The organism is Streptomyces sp. NPDC058284, from assembly GCF_042881135.1.
GTDB lineage: Bacteria > Actinomycetota > Actinomycetes > Streptomycetales > Streptomycetaceae > Streptomyces.
Map to the genome: position 1 here is coordinate 284582 of NZ_JBHVYE010000005.1, position 21700 is coordinate 306281.

At 71.7% G+C, this 21700-nt stretch carries 15 protein-coding genes; 10 read left to right on the forward strand and 5 right to left on the reverse strand.

Going from position 1 to position 21700, the window contains the following annotated elements:
* Positions 1 to 14 precede the first annotated feature (14 nt).
* From ACFVYR_RS10610 to ACFVYR_RS10620, 3 genes are all read left to right on the forward strand, one after another.
* Positions 15 to 1703, forward strand: a complete 1689-nt coding sequence (locus ACFVYR_RS10610) for a PucR family transcriptional regulator (RefSeq protein ID WP_384250167.1) — start codon at positions 15 to 17, stop codon at positions 1701 to 1703.
* A gap of 219 nt (positions 1704 to 1922) precedes the next feature.
* A complete protein-coding gene (locus ACFVYR_RS10615; RefSeq protein WP_384250170.1) occupies positions 1923 to 3368 on the forward strand; it encodes an aldehyde dehydrogenase family protein in 1446 nt (481 codons plus the stop codon).
* Positions 3369 to 3610: 242 nt separating this feature from the next.
* Positions 3611 to 5554 carry an acyl-CoA dehydrogenase family protein gene (locus ACFVYR_RS10620; RefSeq protein WP_384250173.1) on the forward strand — a complete coding sequence of 648 codons (1944 nt, stop codon included), beginning with the start codon at positions 3611 to 3613 and terminating at the stop codon, positions 5552 to 5554.
* A 14-nt stretch (positions 5555 to 5568) separates the two neighbouring features.
* Here the strand turns inward: ACFVYR_RS10620 and ACFVYR_RS10625 are convergent, their stop codons facing one another.
* Both ACFVYR_RS10625 and ACFVYR_RS10630 read right to left on the reverse strand, forming a co-directional pair.
* On the reverse strand, positions 5569 to 6753 hold the full coding sequence (locus tag ACFVYR_RS10625) for a serine hydrolase domain-containing protein (protein WP_384250176.1): 1185 nt from the start codon (positions 6751 to 6753) through the stop codon (positions 5569 to 5571).
* Positions 6754 to 6837: 84 nt separating this feature from the next.
* The gene (locus ACFVYR_RS10630) at positions 6838 to 7734 is read right to left on the reverse strand and encodes an alpha/beta hydrolase (protein ID WP_384250179.1); all 897 of its coding nucleotides are present in this window, start codon (positions 7732 to 7734) and stop codon (positions 6838 to 6840) included.
* A 346-nt stretch (positions 7735 to 8080) separates the two neighbouring features.
* Here ACFVYR_RS10630 and secA point away from each other — a divergent pair, with 346 nt between their 5' ends.
* The 7 genes from secA to ACFVYR_RS10665 all read left to right on the forward strand — a co-directional run bounded on the left by secA (position 8081) and on the right by ACFVYR_RS10665 (position 19502).
* Positions 8081 to 10897, forward strand: coding sequence for a preprotein translocase subunit SecA (gene secA / locus ACFVYR_RS10635; RefSeq protein ID WP_384250230.1), 2817 nt, complete (start codon positions 8081 to 8083; stop codon positions 10895 to 10897).
* A gap of 77 nt (positions 10898 to 10974) precedes the next feature.
* Positions 10975 to 12252, forward strand: a complete 1278-nt coding sequence (gene dxr, locus ACFVYR_RS10640; protein ID WP_384250182.1) for a 1-deoxy-D-xylulose-5-phosphate reductoisomerase — start codon at positions 10975 to 10977, stop codon at positions 12250 to 12252.
* Entirely contained in the window at positions 12249 to 13550 is a 1302-nt protein-coding gene (locus ACFVYR_RS10645) for a M50 family metallopeptidase (protein ID WP_384250185.1), read from the forward strand. Before dxr ends, ACFVYR_RS10645 begins: the two co-directional genes overlap by 4 nt.
* 211 nt (positions 13551 to 13761) lie before the next feature.
* Complete coding sequence (ispG, locus tag ACFVYR_RS10650) at positions 13762 to 14919, forward strand: flavodoxin-dependent (E)-4-hydroxy-3-methylbut-2-enyl-diphosphate synthase (protein WP_384250187.1); 1158 nt, start codon at positions 13762 to 13764, stop codon at positions 14917 to 14919.
* A 1388-nt stretch (positions 14920 to 16307) separates the two neighbouring features.
* Positions 16308 to 17156 (forward strand): GNAT family N-acetyltransferase, encoded by an 849-nt coding sequence (locus ACFVYR_RS10655; RefSeq protein WP_384262129.1) that lies wholly within the window; start codon positions 16308 to 16310, stop codon positions 17154 to 17156.
* 30 nt (positions 17157 to 17186) lie between these two features.
* Positions 17187 to 17729, forward strand: coding sequence for a GNAT family N-acetyltransferase (locus ACFVYR_RS10660; RefSeq protein ID WP_384262126.1), 543 nt, complete (start codon positions 17187 to 17189; stop codon positions 17727 to 17729).
* Between the two features lie 78 nt (positions 17730 to 17807).
* The gene (locus tag ACFVYR_RS10665; protein ID WP_384262123.1) at positions 17808 to 19502 is read left to right on the forward strand and encodes a proline--tRNA ligase; all 1695 of its coding nucleotides are present in this window, start codon (positions 17808 to 17810) and stop codon (positions 19500 to 19502) included.
* 120 nt (positions 19503 to 19622) lie between these two features.
* Here ACFVYR_RS10665 and ACFVYR_RS10670 read toward each other — a convergent pair whose 3' ends face one another.
* Genes ACFVYR_RS10670 through ACFVYR_RS10680 form a run of 3 tightly spaced genes read right to left on the reverse strand, consistent with a single transcriptional unit; the run spans position 19623 to position 21585 of the window.
* Positions 19623 to 20522, reverse strand: coding sequence for an aminoglycoside phosphotransferase family protein (locus tag ACFVYR_RS10670; RefSeq protein WP_384262120.1), 900 nt, complete (start codon positions 20520 to 20522; stop codon positions 19623 to 19625).
* Positions 20523 to 20560: 38 nt separating this feature from the next.
* A complete protein-coding gene (locus ACFVYR_RS10675) occupies positions 20561 to 21034 on the reverse strand; it encodes a ferritin-like domain-containing protein (protein WP_384262117.1) in 474 nt (157 codons plus the stop codon).
* Entirely contained in the window at positions 21031 to 21585 is a 555-nt protein-coding gene (locus ACFVYR_RS10680; RefSeq protein ID WP_384262114.1) for a hypothetical protein, read from the reverse strand. Before ACFVYR_RS10680 ends, ACFVYR_RS10675 begins: the two co-directional genes overlap by 4 nt.
* Positions 21586 to 21700 lie beyond the last annotated feature (115 nt).

A 21700-nucleotide genomic window follows, 5' to 3' on the forward strand; every position in this document is an offset into this window, starting at 1 on the left:
GACCTGAAGGTCCCATGCCGCCCACGCTCGCCTCGCTCGTCCACCACTCCGCGCTCAAGCTGACCGTGCGCGCGGGCGAGGACCATCTGGACGCCGCCGTGCGCTGGGCGCACGCCAGCGAACTCGCCGACCCCGTGCCCTACATGGAGGGCGGCGAACTGCTCCTCATCACCGCGCTGAAGCTGGACGCGGAGGATCCGGAGGCCATGCGGCGCTATGTGAAACGGCTCGCGGGCGCCGGCGTCGTCGGGCTCGGCTTCGCCGTCGGCGTGCACTACCCCGACATCCCCAAGGCCCTCCTCGACGCCGCCACCGACGCGGACCTGCCGCTCATCGAGGTGCCGCGGCGCACGCCGTTCCTCGCCATCAGCAAGGCCGTGTCCGCCGCCATCGCCGCCGAGCAGTACAAGGCGGTCACCGCCGGATTCGCCGCCCAGCGCGAACTGACCAAGCAGACGCTGAGCGGCGGCCCCGAAGGACTGCTGCTCGCGCTCGCCGGACAGGTCGACGGCTGGGCCGCGCTGTACGACGCGTCCGGCGCCGTCGTCGCCACCGCCCCTGAGTGGTCCACCCGCAGGGCCGCCCGGCTCACCGCCGACGTCGAACGCCTCAGGGAGCGCCCGGCGCCCGCGAGCTCCGTCGTCGCGGGCACCGAGGACCGCGTGGAGCTGCACTCGCTCGGCACGGGACGCAGGCCGCGCGCCGCGCTCGCCGTCGGCACGGCGTCCACCCTCGGCACCGCCGAGCGGTACGCCGTGCACTCCGCCATCGCGCTGCTCACCCTCACCACGGAGCGCTCCCGCTCGCTGCACGCCGCCGAGCAGCGGATCGGCGCCGCCGTGCTGCGGATGCTGCTCGCGGGGGAGCCCGACCACGCGCGGACCGTCGCGGGGAACCTCTACGGCGGGCTCCTGGACGCCCCCTTCCGCCTGGTCGTCGCCGAGGTGGCGTCCGCCTCTGCGGCCCGGGTGCGGGTCGGCGCCGAGGGGACCGGACCGCAGGAGGACGGGCCCGGCACCGCCTCCGCCGCGGTCCTCGCGGCCGTGGCCGACGTCTCGGGCGGCGGCGACCCGCTCGCCGCGCTCGTCGACGTCGTCGAGGCGGCGGCCGCGCGGTCCGGCGAGGCCCTGCTCGTCGTCCCGTACGGGGAACGCCTCGTACTGCTCGTCGTGGACGGCGGCACGGCGGCCCGTGCGTGCGCGCAGTACGCGGCCGCCCTCGAGGCGGGGCGCGGCGTCGCGGGGCGCGAGCCCGCCGCGTCCGGTGAGGAGGCCGAGCTGGTGATGGGGCTCTCCGCGCCGGCCGGGCCGATCGCCGCGGCCACCGCGTACAAACAGGCCGAACAGGCGCTCTCCGTGGCGCGGCGGCGCGGGCGCGCCCTCGTCGAGCACGAGGAGCTGGCCGCCGGTTCCGTCCTTCCGCTGCTCGCCGACGACGCGGTGCGGGCGTTCGCGGACGGTCTGCTGCGGGCGCTGCACGAGCACGACGCGACCGGCCGCGGCGACCTCGTCGCCTCGCTGCGCGCCTGGCTCTCGCGGCACGGGCAGTGGGACGCGGCCGCGGCCGACCTGGGCGTCCACCGGCACACCCTGCGCTACCGCATGCGCAGGGTCGAGGAGATCCTCGGCCGCTCCCTGGACGACCCGGACGTCCGCATGGAGCTGTGGCTCTCCCTGAAGGCGACGTCGATGGGCTCGGACTGAGGGCGCCCGTCAAGGGGCGCGGGGAAGTGCGCGACCAGCCACGACGGGCGCGCCGACGAGCCACGACGCCCCACGCGGCCCCGCACGCCCCGCCCCGTACAAACCGGCGCGGGGCCCGGGGCCAGTACTCCGCGTCGGACAAACGTCAGTGGCTCCGGCTGCCCCTACGGTGAGGGACGTACCCCCCAGAACACCACCGCGGAAGGGCCGGGAATCGACATGACTTCCATCCACGCCTTCTGGCTCGCCGGTCGCCAGACCACCGGCGAGACCACCCTCGACGTCACCTCGCCCTGGGACGGAAGGCTCGTCGCCAAGGCTGCCGTCCCGACCGACGCCCAGGTCGAGGAGGCCGTCGCCGCCGCGTACGCCGTGCGCGACGAGTTCGCCGCGACCCCGGCCCACGTCCGCGCCGCCGCCCTCGCCCATGTGTCGGACCGTCTGGTCGAGCGCACCGAGGAGATCGCCCAGCTGATCTCCGCCGAGAACGGCAAGCCCATCAAGTGGGCGCGCGGCGAGGTCGGCCGCGCCGTCTCCGTCTTCCGGTTCGCCGCCGAGGAGGCCCGCCGCTTCAACGGTGGGGAGGCCCAGCGCCTGGACACCGACGCCGGCGGGCAGGGCCGCCTCGCCCTCACCCGCCGCTTCCCCAAGGGAGTCGTCCTCGGCATCGCACCGTTCAACTTCCCGCTGAACCTCTGCGCGCACAAGATCGCCCCGGCCATCGCCGTCGGCGCGCCGATCATCCTGAAGCCCGCGCCGGCCACCCCGCTCTCGGGCCTGATCATCGGTGAGCTGCTCGCCGAGACCGAGCTGCCTGCCGGTTCGTGGAGCATCCTGCCGGTCGCCAACGACAAGATGGCCGCCCTGGTGCAGGACGAGCGGATGCCGGTCATCTCGTTCACCGGCTCCGAGAAGGTCGGCTACGCGATCATGGACTCGGTGCCGCGCAAGCACTGCACCCTGGAGCTCGGCGGCAACGGCGCGGCCGTCGTCCTCGCCGACTACTCCTCCGACGAGGACCTCGACTGGGCGGCCTCGCGCATCGCGACGTTCTCCAACTACCAGGGCGGTCAGTCCTGCATCTCCGTGCAGCGGGTGATCGCGGACGCCGCTGTCTACGACCGCCTGGTGCCGCGCGTGGTCAAGGCCGTCGAGGCGCAGGTCACCGGCGACCCGTCCGACCCGAAGACCGAGGTCGGCCCGCTGGTCAACGAGGACGCCGCCAAGCGCGTGGAGTCCTGGGTCGACGAGGCCGTCGCCGCGGGCGCCCAGCTCCTCACCGGCGGCAAGCGCGACGGCGCCGCGTACGCGCCGACCGTGCTCGCCGACGTGCCCGCCGACACCACGATCGCCCGCGAGGAGGTCTTCGGACCGGTCCTCACCCTCAAGAAGGTCGACGGCGAGGCCGAGGCGTTCGACGCCGTCAACGACTCCAAGTACGGCCTCCAGGCGGGCGTCTTCACCCACGACCTCCAGACCGCCTTCCGCGCCCACCGCGCCCTGGAGGTCGGCGGCGTGGTCATCGGCGACGCCCCCTCCTACCGCGCCGACCAGATGCCGTACGGCGGCGTCAAGCAGTCCGGCGTGGGCCGCGAGGGCGTCCGCTTCGCGATGGACGACTACACCTACGAGCGCGTCATGGTCCTGACGGGCCTCGCCCTGTAGCCACCACACCCACCGAGCCCAACGGCCGGAGCCCACTGTGCGGGGGCTCCGGCCGTTGCCGTACGGCGTCCGGCGGGCCGAATGGACCGAAGAGGACGACGTCTGAGCCGAACGCTGCGCGAGGACTGGTGGGGTTGGGGTGAATCGGGTACCAACGATCCAGTAGCACCAGTCAGTAACCGACCGGGCAGGACCGGGCCCACGGGTCCGGCGGCCCCACTCCGCGGCGAGGTGAGCTCCTCATGACCGCACCAACCCCCGAACCGTCAGTGAGCGAACGAGAGGCACGGCAGGTCGCCGAGGCCGCCCGTGAGCAGGACTGGCGCAAGCCCAGCTTCGCCAAGGAACTCTTCCTCGGCCGCTTCAGGCTCGACCTGATCCACCCGCATCCCATGCCGCCCGACGAGGACGCGCAGCGCGGCGAGGAGTTCCTCGCCAAGCTCCGCGACTTCTGCGAGACGAAGATCGACGCGGCCCGCATCGAGCGCGAGGCGAAGATCCCCGACGAGGTGATCAACGGGCTCAAGGAGCTCGGCGCGCTCGGCATGAAGATCGACACGAAGTACGGCGGGCTCGGCCTCACGCAGGTCTACTACAACAAGGCCCTCGCCCTCGTCGGCTCCGCGAGCCCCGCCATCGGCGCGCTGCTCTCCGCGCACCAGTCGATCGGCGTACCGCAGCCGCTGAAGATCTTCGGGACGCAGGAGCAGAAGGACGCCTTCCTGCCGCGGTGCGCGCGCACCGACATCACCGCGTTCCTGCTGACCGAGCCGGACGTCGGTTCGGACCCGGCGCGCATGGCGATGGCGGCCGTGCCCGATGGCGACGAGTACGTGCTGGACGGCGTGAAGCTGTGGACCACCAATGGCGTCGTCGCGGATCTGCTGGTCGTCATGGCCCGCGTACCGAAGTCCGAGGGGCACAGGGGCGGCATCACCGCCTTCGTCGTCGAGGCGGCCTCCGAGGGCGTCACCGTGGAGAACCGCAACGCGTTCATGGGCCTGCGGGGCCTGGAGAACGGCGTGACCCGCTTCCATGGGGTGCGCGTACCGGCCGCGAACCGCATCGGCCAGGAGGGCGCGGGTCTGAAGATCGCCCTCACCACCCTCAACACCGGGCGGCTCTCGCTGCCCGCGATGTGCGTCGGCGCGGGCAAGTGGTGTCTGAAGATCGCCCGGGAGTGGTCGGCCGCCCGCGAGCAGTGGGGCAAGCCGGTCGCGTACCACGAGGCGGTCGGCAAGAAGATCTCCTTCATCGCCGCGACGACCTTCGCGCTCGAAGCCGTCCTGGACCTCTCCTCGCAGATGGCCGACGAGGACCGCAACGACATCCGCATCGAGGCGGCCCTCGCCAAGCTGTACGGCTCCGAGATGGCCTGCCTGATGGCCGACGAACTCGTCCAGATCCGAGGCGGCCGGGGCTTCGAGACCGCCGAGTCCCTCGCGGCCCGCGGCGAACGCGCCGTCCCCGCCGAGCAGGTCCTGCGCGATCTGCGCATCAACCGCATCTTCGAGGGCTCCACCGAGATCATGCACCTGCTGATCGCCCGCGAGGCCGTCGACGCCCACCTGAAGGTGGCGGGCGACCTCATCGACCCCGACAAGACGCTGTCCGACAAGGCGAGGGCGGGCGCGCGGGCGGGCGGCTTCTACGCCCGCTGGCTGCCCAAGCTGGTCACCGGTCCCGGCCAACTCCCCCGCTCGTACGCGGAGTTCCACCCCGAAGGCCACGTGGACCTCTCCGGCCACCTGCGCTACGTCGAGCGCGGCGCCCGCAAGCTGGCCCGCTCCACCTTCTACGCCATGTCCCGCTGGCAGGGGAAGATGGAGACCAAGCAGGGCTTCCTCGGCCGCGTCGTCGACATCGGCGCGGAGCTCTTCGCGATGAGCGCGGCGTGCGTCCGCGCCGAACTCCTGCGCACCACCGAGGAGCACGGCCGCGAGGCGTACCAACTGGCCGACGCCTTCTGCCGCCAGTCCCGCATCCGGACCGACGAACTCTTCGACCGGCTCTGGACCAACACCGACGAACTGGACCGCAAGGTGGTCAAGGGCGTCCTCTCGGGGACGTACGGCTGGCTCGAAGCGGGCGTCGTCGACCCGTCCGGCGACGGGCCGTGGATCGCGGACACCGCGCTGCCGGAGAAGCCGCGCCCGGACGTGCGCAGGGTGATCAAGGAGGGGTGATCGAGGGCCGGTGATCAAGGAGGGGTGGGGCCGGTGTTCCGAGGCCTCACCCCGACGCCCGCCGCGCGCCCGTGCAGGACCGCCAGCGCGCCGTCGATGGGGTGGGGCCGCGGCTTCCCCGCGGAGTCCAGGCTGTTCCACCGCATGAGATTGAGCGCGAAGGACAGCTGACGCCCGCCGTCGGCGCGGCTGAGGGACAGCGTGCCCGCTCCCCAGGCCGTGCCGTCGTGGCCCCAGAACGTCCCGGCGCCGGGGACCACGACCCGGTGCAGGCCCAGGCCGTAGTCGAGCGTCTTGCTGCCGTCCAGGGCGCGGACCGGGACCGTGCGCTGCATCTGCGCCAGTGACGAGCGGTCCACGATCTCGCCGCCGAGCAGCAAGGCGTAGAAGCGGTTGAGATCCGCCATGGTCGACACCAGACCGGCTCCCGTGCTCACCCAGGACATGTCGTAGACGCTGTAGTCGCGCGGCGGGTCGATCAGGCCGTACAGCGCCTCGTACATCCGGGAGTGCGGTCCCTCGATGTGCGGCCCCGAGGGGAACGAGGTGTGCCGCAGGCCGGCGGGCTCGATGACGTCGCGGGTGATGCACTCCTCGGGCGAAAGGCCTGTGACCTGCTGGAGGAGCTGGCCCAGGAGCAGGTAGTTGGTATTGGAGTACGTTCCGAGGGGGCCGCCGGGAGCGTTCCCGGGCGGCGCGGCGAGCCCCATCGCGATCAGTTCCTCCGGCGCGAACTCCCGGAACCGGTTGTCGTCCAGGCTCTCGGGCGAGGCGTCCGCCAGGGACGGGAAGCCCTTGAGGGAAGGGAACGCGCGGGGGAGGTAGTCGCTGAAGCCGCTGGTGTGGTTGAGCAGCATCCGCACCGTGACCTGCCTGCCGCGCTCTCCCGGCACCAGCCGCGGCAGATAGCCGCCGACCGGCGCGTCGAGCCGCACGAGGCCCCGCTCGGCCTGCTGGAGCACCGCGGCGGCGGTGAAGCTCTTGGTGACGCTGCCGACGCGCTGGCGCATGTCGGGGCCGACAGGGCGGCCGGTGTCGAGGTCGGCGACCCCCGCGGCGCCCCTCCACACCTCCTCGCCTGCGCGCACTTCGGCGTATATGCCGGGCATCCCCGCGCGGTGGGCCGCGTCGAGGGCGGACCACAGTCCGGCGGGGTCGAGGCCGGTGGGTTCGCCCGTGCTGGTCGTCATCGTGTTCATGCCGCTCCTCGGCTCGTACGTGTGCGGGTTCTCGGCTCGTCGCGCGGGCGGGTTCCCGGCCCGTCCGGGCCGGTCATCGGCGTCTCATCCGGCCAGGGCCCTGCGCAGGACCGCACCGAGCTCGGCGACCTGGCGCTGGGAGACGTCGGCGGAGAGCAGGGCGTGCGAGCCGTGGAAGGTGCCGGGCCACTGGTGCAACTCGACGGAGACGCCCGCCCGGAGCAGCCGCAGCGCGTAGTCGATGTCCTCGTCGCGGTTCGGGTCGAACTCCGCGGTGGCGATGTAGGCGGGCGGCAGCCCCGAGAGGTCGGTGGCCCTGGCCGGGGCGGCGTAGGGCGTGGCGGGCCCGTCGCCGAGGTAGTGGCGCCACGACGCGGCGAGCTTGTCGCGGTCCATCCACGGCGTCCCGGTGAAGTTCCGCTGCGACCACGTCTCCTGGCGGTCGTCGAGTCCTGCCTGGTTGAGCAGTTGGAAGTGGATGGGCGGCCCCTGCTCGTCGCGGGCGCGCAACGCCGCCGCCGCCGCGAGGTTCGCGCCCGCGCTGTGGCCGCCGACCGCGACGCGGGCCGGGTCCACACCCAGCTCCGCCGCGTGCTCGACCACCCAGCCCAGTACGGCGTAGGCGTCGTCCAGGGCGGCGGGGAACCGGTTCTCGGGGGCGAGCCGGTAGCCCACGGAGACCACCACCGCCCCGGCGCCGTCCGCGAGCAGCGCGGCCGCCTGGTGCTCGCTGTCGAGGTCGCCGAAGACGAACCCGCCACCGTGCAGCCAGACGAGGGCGCCCCGCGCCTGGCGCGGCCGGTAGATCCGCACCGGCACGTCCGGGTCGGCGGGCACCGTGCGGTCCTCGGTCCGCAGGCCCGGGATGTCCGGCAGAGGGCGCAGGGCGACGTGCCCGGTGAGGCTCTCGCGCGCCGTGGCCGGATCACTCAGATCGGTCTCCGGCAACAGCGGTATGAATGCTTCGAGTTCGGGATCCATGACGGTCATCCTCACGGGCGCCCCCGGCCCGGTCACCCGCCATCCGTCGCGCGTACCGCCCGGACGACGCACCGACCGGCGTCACCCCGGACGAGCGGCGCGGCGTCCGGTGTGACGATGCGAGATCGGCGTACACCGACCCGCGAAAGCCGCCCATGAGCCGACCTTTTCCATCCCCCTGGCGCCCCATTCGCCGAAATATTTCGCGTGCGCCCTATTCCGTCCCGCCCGTAACCGTGCTGCTTGCTGAGGAGAGGGGACCCGCCCACAATGAGCGGACCGGCATGAGAACCAGGAGGGGATCACGTTGTCCATCCTCAAACTGGAACGCCTCACCGGAAAAATCATGCGCGCGGGCGAAGGAAGAATGCTCCGCAGACTCGAACGGATCAGGGATCAGGTCAATTCCGTCGAGGCGGACATGGAGCGTCTTGGCGACAGCGAACTACGCGCTCTCACCGACGAGTTCAAAGAACGGTACGCCGACGGGGAACACCTCGACGATCTGCTGCCCGAGGCCTTCGCGGCCGTTCGCGAGGCCGCCCGCCGCACCCTCGGAATGCGCCACTTCGACGTCCAGATCATGGGCGGCGCGGCGCTCCACCTCGGCAACGTCGCCGAAATGCAGACGGGCGAGGGAAAGACCCTCTCCGCCACCCTGCCCGCCTATCTGAACGCGCTGACGGGACACGGCGTCCACCTCGTCACCGTCAACGACTACCTGGCCGCGCGCGACGCCCGCTGGATGGGCCGCGCCTACCGTTTCCTGGGCCTGACCGTCGGCGTCATCAAGACCGAGATGAGCCCGGACGAACGCCGCGCCGCCTATGCCTGCGACATCACGTACGGCACCAACAACGAATTCGGCTTTGACTACCTGCGCGACAACATGGCCTGGTCGAAGAGCGAACTGGTGCAGCGCGGACACCACTTCGCGATCGTCGACGAGGCCGACTCCATCCTCATCGACGAGGCCCGCACCCCGCTGATCATCTCCGGCCCCGCCGACCAGCCGACGCAGTGGTACGGATTCTTCGCCGACGTCGTGCGCAGATTACGGGGCGTCGCGATCCAGGAGGAGAAGTTCACGACCCAGCAGCGCAAACTCGAACTGGCCGAGCTGCGCGCCGCGTACGACTACGAGTACGACCCGAAGAAGCGCACCGTCGCGATCCTCGACAACGGTGTGGAATTCCTGGAGGACCAACTCGGCATCGACAACTTCTACGACTCCGCCCACACCTCCCTCATCGGCCAGCTGAACAACGCCCTCAAGGCCAAGGAACACTTCAAGCGGGACAAGGACTACGTGGTCACCGACGGCGAGGTCCTGATCGTCGACGAGCACACCGGCCGCATTCTCGCCGGACGCCGCTACAACGAAGGCGTCCACCAGGCCATCGAGGCCAAGGAGGGAGTCACGGTCAAGGACGAGAACCAGACGCTCGCCACGATCACGCTGCAGAATTTCTTCCGCCTCTACGGGAAACTCTCCGGAATGACCGGCACGGCCATGACCGAGGCCGCAGAGTTCCACCAGATCTACAAACTCCAGGTGGTGCCGATCCCCACCAACAAACCGATGGTCCGCGCCGATCGGCCCGACGTCGTCTACCGCGACGAATCCGTGAAATTCGAGGCGGTCGTCGCCGACATCATCGAAAGGCACCGCACCGGCCAGCCGATCCTCGTCGGCACCGTCTCCGTGGCCAAGTCCGAACACCTCTCGGCACTGCTCACGGGGCGCGGCATCCGGCACGCGGTGCTCAACGCCAAGAACCACCGGAGCGAGGCGCAGATCGTGGCGCAGGCGGGCCGCAGGGGAGCCGTCACCGTGGCCACGAACATGGCGGGACGAGGCACCGACATCATGCTCGGCGGCAACCCCGAGGCCATCGCCGAGACCGAACTCCGGAGCGCGGGCCTCACCCCGGAGGAGGCCCCTGACCGGTACGGCGAGATCCTGCGGCGCGTCGAGGCCGCCGCGGCGGCCGAGCACGCCGAGGTCACGGAGCTCGGCGGCCTGTACGTCCTCGGCACCGAACGGCACGAGTCGCGCCGCATCGACAACCAGCTGCGCGGCCGCAGCGGCCGCCAGGGCGACCCGGGCCTGTCCCGCTTCTACCTCTCGCTCGGCGACGACCTGATGCGGCTCTTCCGCGCCGAACTGGTCGAACGCGTGATGCTCATGACCAACGTCCCCGACGACGTCCCCATCGAGAACAAGATGGTCACCCGCGCCATCGCCGCCGCCCAGTCACAGGTCGAGCAGCAGCACTTCGAGACCCGCAAGAACGTCCTCAAGTACGACGAGGTCCTCAACCGCCAGCGCAGCCTCATCTACGCCGAGCGCCGCCGCGTCCTGGACGGCGAGGACCTGCGCGGGCAGATCCACCACTTCATGGACGACACGGTCGAGGCGTACGTCGCCGCCGCCACCGCCGAGGGGTTCGCCGAGGAGTGGGACCTGGACCGGCTGTGGAGCGCCTGCCGGCAGCTCTACCCCGTCCGCGTCACCCCCGAGGACCTCGACGCGGCGGCGGGCACCCGCGCGGACGTGACCGCCGAGCAGGTCCGCGAGGCCCTGGTCGACGACGTCCACGAGCGGTACGCGGAACGCGAGCGCGCACTCGGCGAGGACGTCATGCGTGAACTGGAACGACGCGTGGTGCTGTCCGTCCTGGACCGCAAGTGGCGCGAGCACCTGTACGAGATGGACTACCTCCAGGAGGGCATCTGGATGCGGTCCTACCTCGGCAGGGACCCTCTCTTCGAATTCCAGCGCGAGGGGTTCGAGATGTTCGGCGCGATGATGGACGCGATCAAGGAGGAGTCGGTCGGCTACCTGTTCCACCTGGAGGTCCACGTCGAACAGCCGGGACAGCAGGAGCAACCGGAGGAGCAGGAGCAGCAGGAGCAGCAGGAGGAGCAGGAGGAGCCGGTACGGGATGCCGTCGAGATCAGCGCCGAGGGGCTGCGGGCACGCAGGACCGAGGACCGGCTCCGCTTCTCTGCGCCGACCGTGGACACGGCGGAAGGCGTCCTGGAGGGTGACTTCGGATCCCGCGGCGACGGACCGGCCACCCAGCAGGAAACAGGGCAAACGGGACGCGTAGCCCACTCCGGTGAAGGACCGGCGGGCGCACACCGCGACAAGCGGTGACCCCGCCGCGCGCCACGCACGCCCCCAACCGGGCACGCCCTGTCGGACCGGAGGCGTGTTGCGGCCACAATGGGGGGATGAGCGACAGCCCATCCCCCCTCGCCGACCCGCATCTCGTCTTCGACCCCGTCGACGGCGACGGCCCGCGGGACATCGTGATCCTCGGCTCCACGGGATCGATCGGCACCCAGGCCATCGACCTCGTCCGGCGCAACCCCGACCGCTTCCGCGTCACGGCGCTCTCCGCCGCGGGCGGCCGCGTCGGCCTCCTCGCCGAGCAGGCACGGCAGCTGCGCGTGCGGACCGTGGCGGTCGCCCGCGAGGACGTCGTACCGGCACTGCGCGAAGCGCTCCGGGCCGAGTACGGCGCGGGGGAGCCGCTGCCCGAGATCCTGGCCGGAGCCGACGCCGCCACCCAGCTCGCCGCCTCCGCGTGCCACACGGTCCTCAACGGCATCACCGGCTCCATCGGCCTCGCCCCGACGCTGGCCGCCCTGGAGGCGGGGCGCACGCTGGCGCTCGCCAACAAGGAATCGCTCATCGTCGGCGGGCCCCTCGTGAAGGCCGTCGCCAAGCCCGGCCAGATCATCCCGGTCGACTCCGAGCACGCGGCCCTCTTCCAGGCGCTGGCGGCCGGCACCCGCGCGGACGTGCGCAAGCTCGTCGTCACCGCGTCCGGCGGTCCCTTCCGCGGCCGTACGAAGGCCGACCTCGCGCACGTCACCCCCGAGGACGCGCTCGCGCACCCGACCTGGGCCATGGGCCCGGTGATCACCGTCAACTCCGCGACGCTGGTCAACAAGGGCCTTGAGGTCATCGAGGCGCACCTCCTCTACGACATCCCCTTCGACCGCATCGAGGTCGTCGTCCACCCCCAGTCGTACGTGCACTCCATGGTGGAGTTCACCGACGGCTCGACCCTCGCGCAGGCGACGCCGCCCGACATGTCCGGTCCGATCGCCATCGGCATCGGCTGGCCGGAACGCGTTCCGGACGCTGCCCCCGCCTTCGACTGGACGAAGGCGTCGAGCTGGGAGTTCTTCCCCCTGGACAACGACGCTTTCCCGTCGGTCGGCCTCGCCCGGCACGTCGGAGAGCTCGCGGGCACGGCCCCGGCGGTGTTCAATGCCGCCAACGAGGAATGCGTGGACGCCTTCCTGAAGGGCGCGCTGCCCTTCAACGGCATCATGGAGACCGTGACGCGCACCGTGCGCGAACACGAGGAGCACGGTGCCGCGGCCTCCACCGCGTCGGGAACCTCCCTGACCGTCGCGGACGTCCTCGAAGCGGAGACCTGGGCACGTGCTCGGGCACGTGAACTGGCAGGCAAGGCGACCGCGGAGGCCCGTGCATGACGACTTTGATGATGATCCTCGGGATAGTCGTCTTCGTGATCGGGCTGCTCTTCTCGATCGCCTGGCACGAGCTGGGCCACCTGTCGACCGCCAAGATGTTCGGCATCCGCGTCCCGCAGTACATGGTGGGCTTCGGCCCGACCATCTTCTCGCGGAAGAAGGGCGACACCGAGTACGGCGTCAAGGCCATCCCCCTCGGCGGCTACATCCGCATGATCGGCATGTTCCCGCCGGGCGCGGACGGCCGCATAGAGGCACGGTCGACGTCGCCCTGGCGCGGCATGATCGAGGACGCCCGCTCGGCGGCCTTCGAGGAGCTGCAGCCCGGCGACGAGTCGCGCCTCTTCTACACGCGCAAGCCGTGGAAGCGCGTCATCGTGATGTTCGCCGGGCCCTTCATGAACCTGATCCTCGCCGTGGCGATCTTCCTCGGCGTGATGATGACGTTCGGCATCAGCAGCCAGACGACCCAGGTCGGCAAGGTCTCCGACTGCGTCATCCAGCAGAGCGAGAACCGCTCCAAGTGCGAGAAGGGCGACAAGCCCGCGCCCGCCAAGGCCGCGGGACTGAAGCCCGCTGACAAGATCGTCGCCTTCCAGGGGAAGCCCGTCGACGACTGGTCCTCGCTCCAGTCGAAGATCCGCGAGACCATCGGCCCGGCCACGATCACGGTCGAGCGTGACGGCAAGCGGGTGGACCTGCACGCCGACCTGATCAAGAACCAGGTCACCAAGACCGACGGCGACGGCGCCTACGTCGAGGGCAAGTACGTGTACGCCGGGTTCCTCGGTTTCACTCCCGCCACCGGCATCGTGCAGCAGTCCTTCGGCCAGTCCGTGGACCGCATGGGCGACATGATGGAGAACGGCGTCGAGTCGATCATCGCCCTGCCGTCCAAGATCCCCGACCTGTGGAACGCGGCGTTCGGCGACGGCGACCGCAAGCAGGACTCCCCGATGGGCGTGGTCGGCGCGGCCCGGGTGGGCGGCGACGTCTTCACCCTGGACATCCCGCCGGAGAACCAGATCGCGATGATGCTGTTCCTCATCGCGGGCTTCAACCTCTCCCTGTTCCTCTTCAACATGCTGCCGCTGCTCCCGCTCGACGGCGGCCACATCGCGGGCGCCCTGTGGGAGTCCGTGCGCCGCAACGCGGCGAAGGTCCTGCGCCGCCCCGACCCGGGCCCGTTCGACGTCGCCAAGCTGATGCCGGTCGCCTACGTGGTGGCGGGCATCTTCATCTGCTTCACGATCCTGGTGCTCATCGCGGATGTGGTGAACCCGGTGAGAATCTCCTGACATCACCGGGTGCTTCTTCGCAAGCGCCCGGTTACGAGGAGATTGCGGCGGCCCGGCACGCTATGTGATGGGCCGCCCTCCATTGGGTGGAGTTTCGGACGGGATGTGTTCGGCCAATACCCGGTGCCGTAATCTCGAAGCCTGGAGCCCGCCGATCTCGGGACCTCGACTCACGCTTCTTGTGATCCACACTCTTGGGGATGCTCGCCAGATGACAGCCGTATCGCTCGGAATCCCGTCCGTACCGACCAAGCTCGCCGACCGAAGGGTCAGCCGCAAGATCCAGGTCGGTGCGGTGGCCGTCGGTGGGGACGCGCCGGTGTCGGTGCAGTCGATGACGACCACGCGCACCTCCGACATCGGCGCCACGCTGCAGCAGATCGCCGAATTGACGGCCTCCGGCTGCCAGATCGTGCGCGTCGCCTGCCCCACGCAGGACGACGCCGACGCGCTGCCGATCATCGCCAAGAAGTCGCAGATCCCGGTGATCGCCGACATCCACTTCCAGCCGAAGTACGTGTTCGCGGCCATCGACGCGGGCTGCGCCGCGGTCCGGGTGAACCCGGGCAACATCAAGCAGTTCGACGACAAGGTCAAGGAGATCGCGCGCGCCGCCAAGGACGCGGGTACGCCGATCCGCATCGGCGTGAACGCGGGCTCCCTGGACGCCCGCCTCCTGAAGAAGTACGGCAAGGCGACCCCCGAGGCGCTCGTCGAGTCGGCGCTCTGGGAGGCGTCCCTCTTCGAGGAGCACGACTTCCGCGACATCAAGATCTCCGTGAAGCACAACGACCCGGTGGTCATGGTCAACGCCTACCGCCAGCTCGCGGCCCAGTGCGACTACCCCCTGCACCTCGGCGTGACCGAGGCGGGCCCCGCCTTCCAGGGCACCATCAAGTCGGCGGTCGCCTTCGGCGCGCTGCTCTCCGAGGGCATCGGCGACACGATCCGCGTCTCCCTGTCGGCCCCGCCGGCCGAGGAGATCAAGGTCGGCATCCAGATCCTGGAGTCCCTCAACCTCCGCCAGCGCCGCCTGGAGATCGTCTCCTGCCCGTCCTGCGGTCGCGCCCAGGTCGACGTCTACAAGCTCGCCGAAGAGGTCACCGCGGGCCTCGACGGCATGGAGGTCCCGCTGCGCGTCGCCGTCATGGGCTGCGTCGTGAACGGCCCGGGCGAGGCCCGCGAGGCCGACCTCGGCGTCGCCTCCGGAAACGGCAAGGGCCAGATCTTCGTCAAGGGCGAGGTCATCAAGACCGTCCCCGAGTCCAAGATCGTGGAGACGCTCATCGACGAGGCGATGAAGATCGCGGAGCAGATGGAGAAGGACGGCGTGGCCTCCGGCGAGCCGACGGTGGCGGTCGCGGGCTGACCCGCGCTCCCTCCTCTTTTTCGTGCCCCGCCGCTTGGGTAGCGGCGGGGCACGTTTGTACGCTCCCGGGGCCATGGCCCGCCGCTCCGCGCCGGTACGCGTGCCTTCCGGCGCCGTCGTCCCGTGCCGGGGCGTACGTTTCTCGGCGCCACGGGTGGCCGGCCGCCGCTCCGCGCCGGTGTCACACGGCCTCCGGCACCGCATCCGCCCCCGGCCCGCCGCTCCGCGGCGGTACGTGTGGTGCCCTGTGGGTAGGTGTGGTTCCCGGCGCCGCCAGTCCTGGGCCGCCGCTCCGCGCCGGCGTGTGTGGTGCCCCGTGCCGTCGTCCCGTGCCGGGGCGTGTGTTTCCCCGCGCCACGGGTGGTCGGCCGCCGCTGCGCGCCGGTACACATGGCCTCCGGCGCCGCTTCCCCCGGGGCCCGCCGCTCCGCGGCGGTTTCCCCACCCACCCACCCACCCACCCACCCGGCCCGCCACGGGTGGTCGGCTGCCGCTGCGCGCCGGTACACATGGCCCCCGGCGCCGCTTTCCCCGGGGCCCGCCGCTCCGCGGCGGTTTCCCCACCCACCCACCCGCCCCCCGGCAGGCCTGCCGCTCCGCGCCGGTGCACACGGCCTTCGGCGCCGCATCCGCCCTCGGCCCGCCGCTCCGTGGCGGTTTCCCCACCCACCCACCCGCCCGGCTCGCCACCGGTGGTCGGCCGCCGCTCCCCGCCGGTGCACACGGCCTCCGGCGCCGCTTTCCCTCCGGGCCCGCCGCTTCGCGGCCGTTTCCCCATCCACCCACCCAGCCCCCGCACCCCTACGGCAACGCCACGTCGCGGGGGAAACGGGTGGGTGGGTGGGAAATTGCCGCCGCGAAGCGGCGAAAAGGGCCCGCCCCCGCCGAGCGGGCGGATGCACGCCCCCTCGCCCCGCAGCGGCGAACGCCCCCTCGCCCCGCAGCGGCGAACGCCCCTACGGGAAGGCCACGTCGCAGGGCAAACGGGTGGGTGGGTGGGCAGACCCGCCGCGAAGCGGCGAAAAGGCCCCCGCCCCCACAGGCGGACACGTGGGCGAGGCCTGCCGCGCAGCGGCGAAAGAACGCCCCCCCCCGCCAACGGCACGGGCACCTGGGCAAGGCCTGCCGCGCAGCGGCGAAAGAACGCCCCCCCACCAACGGGCAGGTGGGCAAGGCCTGCCGCGCAGCGGCGAAAGAACGCCCCGCCGCCAACGGCACGGGCACCTGCGCAAGACCCGCCGCGCAACGGCGGGAAAGACCGCCACCCCCACCGACAGAAACCCCGCCGACCAGCCCAGAGCCCAACGGACAAAAGGCACCCCCCGCACAAGGCGCCCCCGCCAGGTACAGTGCGGAGATCAGCAGACCGTATGGTGAGGCCCCCGCACGTGTTGACTCAGACCACCACCAGGGTGCTCGAACCGAGCGACCTGGACGCCGCACTCGCGGTGCTCGACCGCGAGCCGGTCGCGAACGCCTTCGTGGCCGCCCGCGTCCAGGTGGCAGGGCTCGACCCCTGGCGTCTCGGCGGCGAGATGTGGGGCTGGTACGAGGACGGCATGCTGGAGTCCCTCTGCTACGCGGGCGCCAACCTCGTGCCGATATGCGCGAGCCCCCGCGCCGTCCGCGGCTTCGCCGACCGGGCCCGCAGGGCGGGCCGCCGCTGCTCGTCCATCGTCGGCCCCGCGACCCCCACCGCCCAGCTGTGGCGGCTCCTCCAGCCGTCCTGGGGCCCCGCCCGCGAGGTCCGCGCCCAGCAGCCCCTGATGGTCGCCGACCGGCTCCCGGACGACATCACCCCCGACCCGTACGTCCGTCGCGTCCGCAAGGACGAGATGGAGACGATCATGCCGGCGTGCGTGGCGATGTTCACCGAGGAGGTCGGCGTCTCCCCGATGGCGGGTGACGGCGGACTCCTCTACCAGGCCCGCGTCGCCGAACTCGTCGGCTCCGGCCGCTCCTTCGCCCGTATCGACCGGGACGGCAAGGTCGTCTTCAAGGCCGAGATCGGCGCCGTCACCCCACAGGCCTGCCAGATCCAGGGCGTCTGGGTGGCCCCCGAGTACCGCGGCCGCGGCCTCGCCGCCCCCGGCATGGCGGCCGTCCTGCGCTACGCCCTCGCGGACATCGCCCCGGTCGCCAGCCTCTACGTCAACGACTTCAACACCGCGGCCAGGGCGGCGTACCGAAAGGTCGGCTTCCAGGAGGTCGGGGCGTTCATGAGCGTCCTGTTCTGAACGCGGGCGCCGCGAAGTAGGGTCGCCCTTATGACAGACGACGTCGTGATCGGGCCCCTCGACCTCGCCGCACGCGTGGACGACGCGCTGCGCGTCCAGGCCCACGCCTTCGGTCTGAGCGACGAGGAGATCGCCGTGCGACGGCAGATCGTCCTGCGCCACGTCACGTACCCCCGGGCCCGCGCGCTCGGCGCGACCACCCCCGACGACCGGCTCGTCGGCTTCGTCTACGGCATGCCCAACGACCGCGGCCACTGGTGGTCGACGGTCGTCGAGCCGTACCTGCGCAGCCGGGACGTGGACGACTGGCTGGACGACTCCTTCGTCATCACCGAGTTGCATGTGCACCCGGGTCACCAGAACCGCGGCATCGGCCGGGCACTGATCACCACCATCACGGAGGGCGTCCCCGAGCCCCGCTCGATCCTCTCCGCGATCGACGTCGAGAGCCCCGCCCGGGGCCTCTACCGCTCACTCGGCTACACGGACCTCGCGCGCCGCGTGCTCTTCCCCAGCGCCCCCAAGCCGTACGCCGTGATGGGCGCCCCACTGCCCCTGCCGCGGCGGGTCTGAGTGATAACCGATTTCCGCCCGCACCGGCGCCCCGGCTAACCTCCTGGCATCACCCTCACGCAGCAGGAGTAAACAATCATGGCCCAGGTCCAGCGCATGTCCCGGTTGATGGTCAAGACACTGCGCGACGACCCCGCGGACGCCGAGACGCTCAACCACAAGCTCCTGGTCCGGGCCGGCTACGTCCGCCGTACCGCCGCCGGCATCTGGACCTGGCTGCCGCTGGGCAAGAAGGTCTACGAGAACATCGCCCGCGTCGTGCGCGAGGAGATGGACGCCATCGGCGGTCAGGAAGTGCTGCTCCCCGCGCTCCTGCCCAAGGAGCCCTACGAGGCGTCCGGCCGGTACGAGGAGTACGGCGACCTGCTCTTCCGCCTCAAGGACAGGAAGGGCGCCGAATACCTCCTCGGCCCCACCCACGAGGAGATCTTCACCCAGGTCGTCAAGGACCAGTGCTCGTCCTACAAGGACCTGCCGGTGATCCTCTACCAGATCCAGACGAAGTACCGCGACGAGGCCCGCCCGCGCGCCGGTGTGCTGCGCGGCCGCGAGTTCCAGATGAAGGACTCGTACTCCTTCGACACCACCGACGAGGGCCTCGCCGAGGCGTACGCGCTGCACCGCGGGGCGTACCAGAGGATCTTCGAGCGCCTCGGCCTCGACTACCGCATCGTCTCCGCGATCTCCGGCGCCATGGGCGGCTCGGCCTCCGAGGAGTTCCTGGCCCCCGCCCCGGCCGGCGAGGACACCTTCGCGGACTGCCCGGCCTGCGACTACGCCGCCAACACCGAGGCCGTGACCTTCGCGCTCGCCCCGGTCGACGGCTCCGCGCACGGCTCCGTCGAGGAGCTGGACACCCCCGACACCCCGACCATCGAGACCCTCGCCGAGCACCTCGGCGTCCCGGCGTCGGCGACCCTGAAGAATCTCCTGGTCAAGGTCGACGGCGAGATCGTCGCCGTCGGCGTGCCCGGCGACCGCGAGGTCGACCTCGGCAAGCTCGGTGAGCACCTGGCCCCGGCCGAGGTCGAGCTGGTCACCGCGGAGGACTTCGAGGGCCGCGAGGATCTCGTACGCGGTTACGTCGGCCCGCAGGGCCTGGACAAGGTCCGCTACATCGCCGACCCGCGCGTCGCCCCCGGCACGGCCTGGATCACCGGCGCCAACAAGCAGGACAAGCACGCGAGGAACGTCGTCTGCGGCCGTGACTTCGAGGTCGACCAGTACCTCGACGTCGTCGTGGTCGAAGAGGGCGACCCGTGCCCGAACTGCGGCACCGGCCTCAAGCTGGACCGTGCCATCGAGATCGGCCACATCTTCCAGCTCGGCCGCAAGTACGCCGACACCTTCCAGCTCGACGTCCTCGGCAACCAGGGCAAGCCGGTCCGCGTCACCATGGGCTCGTACGGCATCGGCGTCTCCCGCGCGGTGGCGGCGCTCGCCGAGCAGACCGCCGACGACAAGGGCCTGTGCTGGCCCAAGGAGGTCGCACCCGCCGACGTCCACGTGGTCGCCGCGGGCAAGGCCCTCCAGACGGAGCTGGCCCTCGACGTCGCCGAGAAGCTGGGTGCCGCGGGCGCCCGCGTCCTGGTCGACGACCGGGCCGGGGTCTCCCCGGGTGTGAAGTTCACTGACGCCGAGCTGATCGGCGTCCCGCAGATCCTGGTCGCGGGCCGGCGCTCCGCCGAGGGCGTCCTGGAGCTGAAGGACCGCCGCACGGGCGAGCGCGAGGAACTCACGGTCGACGAGGCGATCGCCCGCCTGACGGCCTGATCCCAACCCCTCCGTCGTTTGAGGAGGGGGAGAGTTTGAGGAGCGGGGGAGCGGGGTCCGGGGGCGGAGCCCCCGGAGACGGGGCTGTAGGAGGGCGACCTCCTACAGCCACCCCGCGAACTACAGCCACCCCGCGAACTCCAACAGCAACTCCGCGTCCTGCCCCCGCCCCACCCGCAGGGCCCGCACCCCCGACTCCACGGCCCGGAACAGCGTCCACCCCCGCAGCCGCTCCTGGTCCACCTCCAGGGACTCGGCCAGCTTCTTCACCCGGCGCCGGGTGATCGAGGCGCCCGACGGCGACGCGATCAGGTCCTCGACCCGGTCACGGACGAGCCGCGCCAGATCGAAGGCGCAGTCGCCGACGACCGGGTCGGGTCCCACGGCCAGCCACGGCAGCCGGTCCCCGGCGAGTACCTTGCTCTGCCGGAAGGTGCCGTGAAGCAGCCGCGGCTCCACCTCCGCGGCGAGCAGCTCGTCGCGGGCCGCGAGCGCCGCGTCGACCAGCGGTGCGACGTCTGGCTGCGCGGCGGCGGAGGCCCGCATCGCGTCGGCCTGCCGTCCCGTCCGCTCGGCGACCGTCTCGAACCGGTGCCCGGCGGGCGGCGTCACCCAGAGCCGCCGCAGCGTGCCCGCGGCCTCCAGGAGCGCCTTGGCCTCGGGCAGCGACCGCACCGACACGTCGCGGTGCAGCCGTTCGAGGAGCAGCGCCCCGTCCGAGCACTCGGGGTCGAGCAGCCGTGCGGCGCCGAGCCCGTTCCAGTGGGCGAGCGCGGCGCGCTCGCTCTCCGGCCGTGAGCGGGGCGGCACCAGCTTCAGCACGGCGGGCGTGCCGTCGGCCCGCCGCACCAGCACGACGAGGCTGCTGCGGCCGCCGGGAACGTGGACCCGCTCGACGGTCAACTCGCGTGCAACGACGGACTGTTCCACTGCCCCGGGCAGCTTCTCCAGCCAGTCGTCGCCGTCCTGCGCCGTCTCGCCGAGTGCTGTGACGAGGCGCTGCGGCGGTTCGAAAGCCATGCGCGAGTCGTTCCCTTCCGGTAAAGCTCCTGAGCGCGTTACGCCTTGGGCGTTGCCGCTGCGGACGGCGGTGCCGACCGCTCCGCGAGCCCAGGGAAGGCTACGCTCCCGGCCCGCCACCGTGCCGCGCGGACCGCGGCCTCCCGCAGCGCGGTGGCCGCGGCGGCCCGCCGGGCGCCCGAAGCGGCCCGTACGAGATCGGAGTAGACCCCGGCGACCCGGTCCTCGAGCTCCGTGGCGAGCCGCACGGCCGCCGCGGAGTCCGGCACAGGGAAGGGCAGCGAGTACGCCGCGTCGGCGGCCCGCGGCTCACCGCCGAGGTCGCGCACCGCGCGCTGCAGCTCGTCGCGCCGGGCGCGGTGCGCGTCGTACGCCGTGCGCGCCTCGGCCCTGCGCTTGTCGCCGATCCGGCCGCCGACGACGCCGTAGCCGTACACGGCGGCGTGCTCGGCGCCGAGTGCGGCCTGCAAGGCCTTCAGCTCCTGGTCCTTCGAGGTGTCGTCGCGGCTCACTTGTCGTCCTCCGGCTCCGTGAGGAGATAGGCGTGGGCCGCTCCCGCGGCGGCCACCGAGGCGAGCAGTCTGCTCTGCTCGGCGGAGGCGTCGAGGAGGGCGGCGCCCCGGCGGTCGGCGAGCTTCCGCTCGGCATCGGCGAGTTCGCGTACGGCATCGGCGGGCGTCGAGGCCACGGCACGCGGCGCCTTCGGCGTCCCGGAGGCGGAGGCGGAGGCGGACGGGGAAGCGGGCGCGGCGGCCGGAGCGCCATGGTCGTCGAACGCCTCGGCGTGCTGCTTCACCTCGGCCCGCAGCGGCCCGAGCCGGCGCGCGAGCGAGGGGTGCGCGGCGAGTACGGCGTCGTAGTGCCGCAGGAGTTCCCCGCTCTCCTTCGCGGCCTTCGCGCGCAGCCGCCGCTCGGCGGAGAGACGCTTCTCGGCGTCGGCGCCGGCGGAGTCCGTGCTGCAGCCCGCGAGCAGCGCCGCCGACGCGACACCGGCGGCCCCCGTGAGCAGACTCCTTCGGCGCGGACCCGGGCGGGACCACGGGGCGGTGCGATACGACGGCACGGCAGACGTCCTCGGAAGGAAGGCCAAAAGGCGTGAGCGAGAAGTGAGTGGAAAGGAACAGAAAAGAACGGAAAGGGAGATCGGTGGGCACGGGCCCGGTGATCACCGTACCTTC

Coding starts and splice junctions, on each gene's coding strand:
- ACFVYR_RS10610 (WP_384250167.1), top strand. CDS start 15: ATGCCGCCCACGCTCGCCTCGCTCGTCCACCACTCCGCGCTCAAGCTG.
- ACFVYR_RS10615 (WP_384250170.1), top strand. CDS start 1,923: ATGACTTCCATCCACGCCTTCTGGCTCGCCGGTCGCCAGACCACCGGC.
- ACFVYR_RS10620 (WP_384250173.1), top strand. CDS start 3,611: ATGACCGCACCAACCCCCGAACCGTCAGTGAGCGAACGAGAGGCACGG.
- ACFVYR_RS10625 (WP_384250176.1), bottom strand. CDS start 6,753: ATGAACACGATGACGACCAGCACGGGCGAACCCACCGGCCTCGACCCC.
- ACFVYR_RS10630 (WP_384250179.1), bottom strand. CDS start 7,734: ATGGATCCCGAACTCGAAGCATTCATACCGCTGTTGCCGGAGACCGAT.
- secA (WP_384250230.1), top strand. CDS start 8,081: ATGCGCGCGGGCGAAGGAAGAATGCTCCGCAGACTCGAACGGATCAGG.
- dxr (WP_384250182.1), top strand. CDS start 10,975: ATGAGCGACAGCCCATCCCCCCTCGCCGACCCGCATCTCGTCTTCGAC.
- ACFVYR_RS10645 (WP_384250185.1), top strand. CDS start 12,249: ATGACGACTTTGATGATGATCCTCGGGATAGTCGTCTTCGTGATCGGG.
- ispG (WP_384250187.1), top strand. CDS start 13,762: ATGACAGCCGTATCGCTCGGAATCCCGTCCGTACCGACCAAGCTCGCC.
- ACFVYR_RS10660 (WP_384262126.1), top strand. CDS start 17,187: ATGACAGACGACGTCGTGATCGGGCCCCTCGACCTCGCCGCACGCGTG.
- ACFVYR_RS10665 (WP_384262123.1), top strand. CDS start 17,808: ATGGCCCAGGTCCAGCGCATGTCCCGGTTGATGGTCAAGACACTGCGC.
- ACFVYR_RS10670 (WP_384262120.1), bottom strand. CDS start 20,522: ATGGCTTTCGAACCGCCGCAGCGCCTCGTCACAGCACTCGGCGAGACG.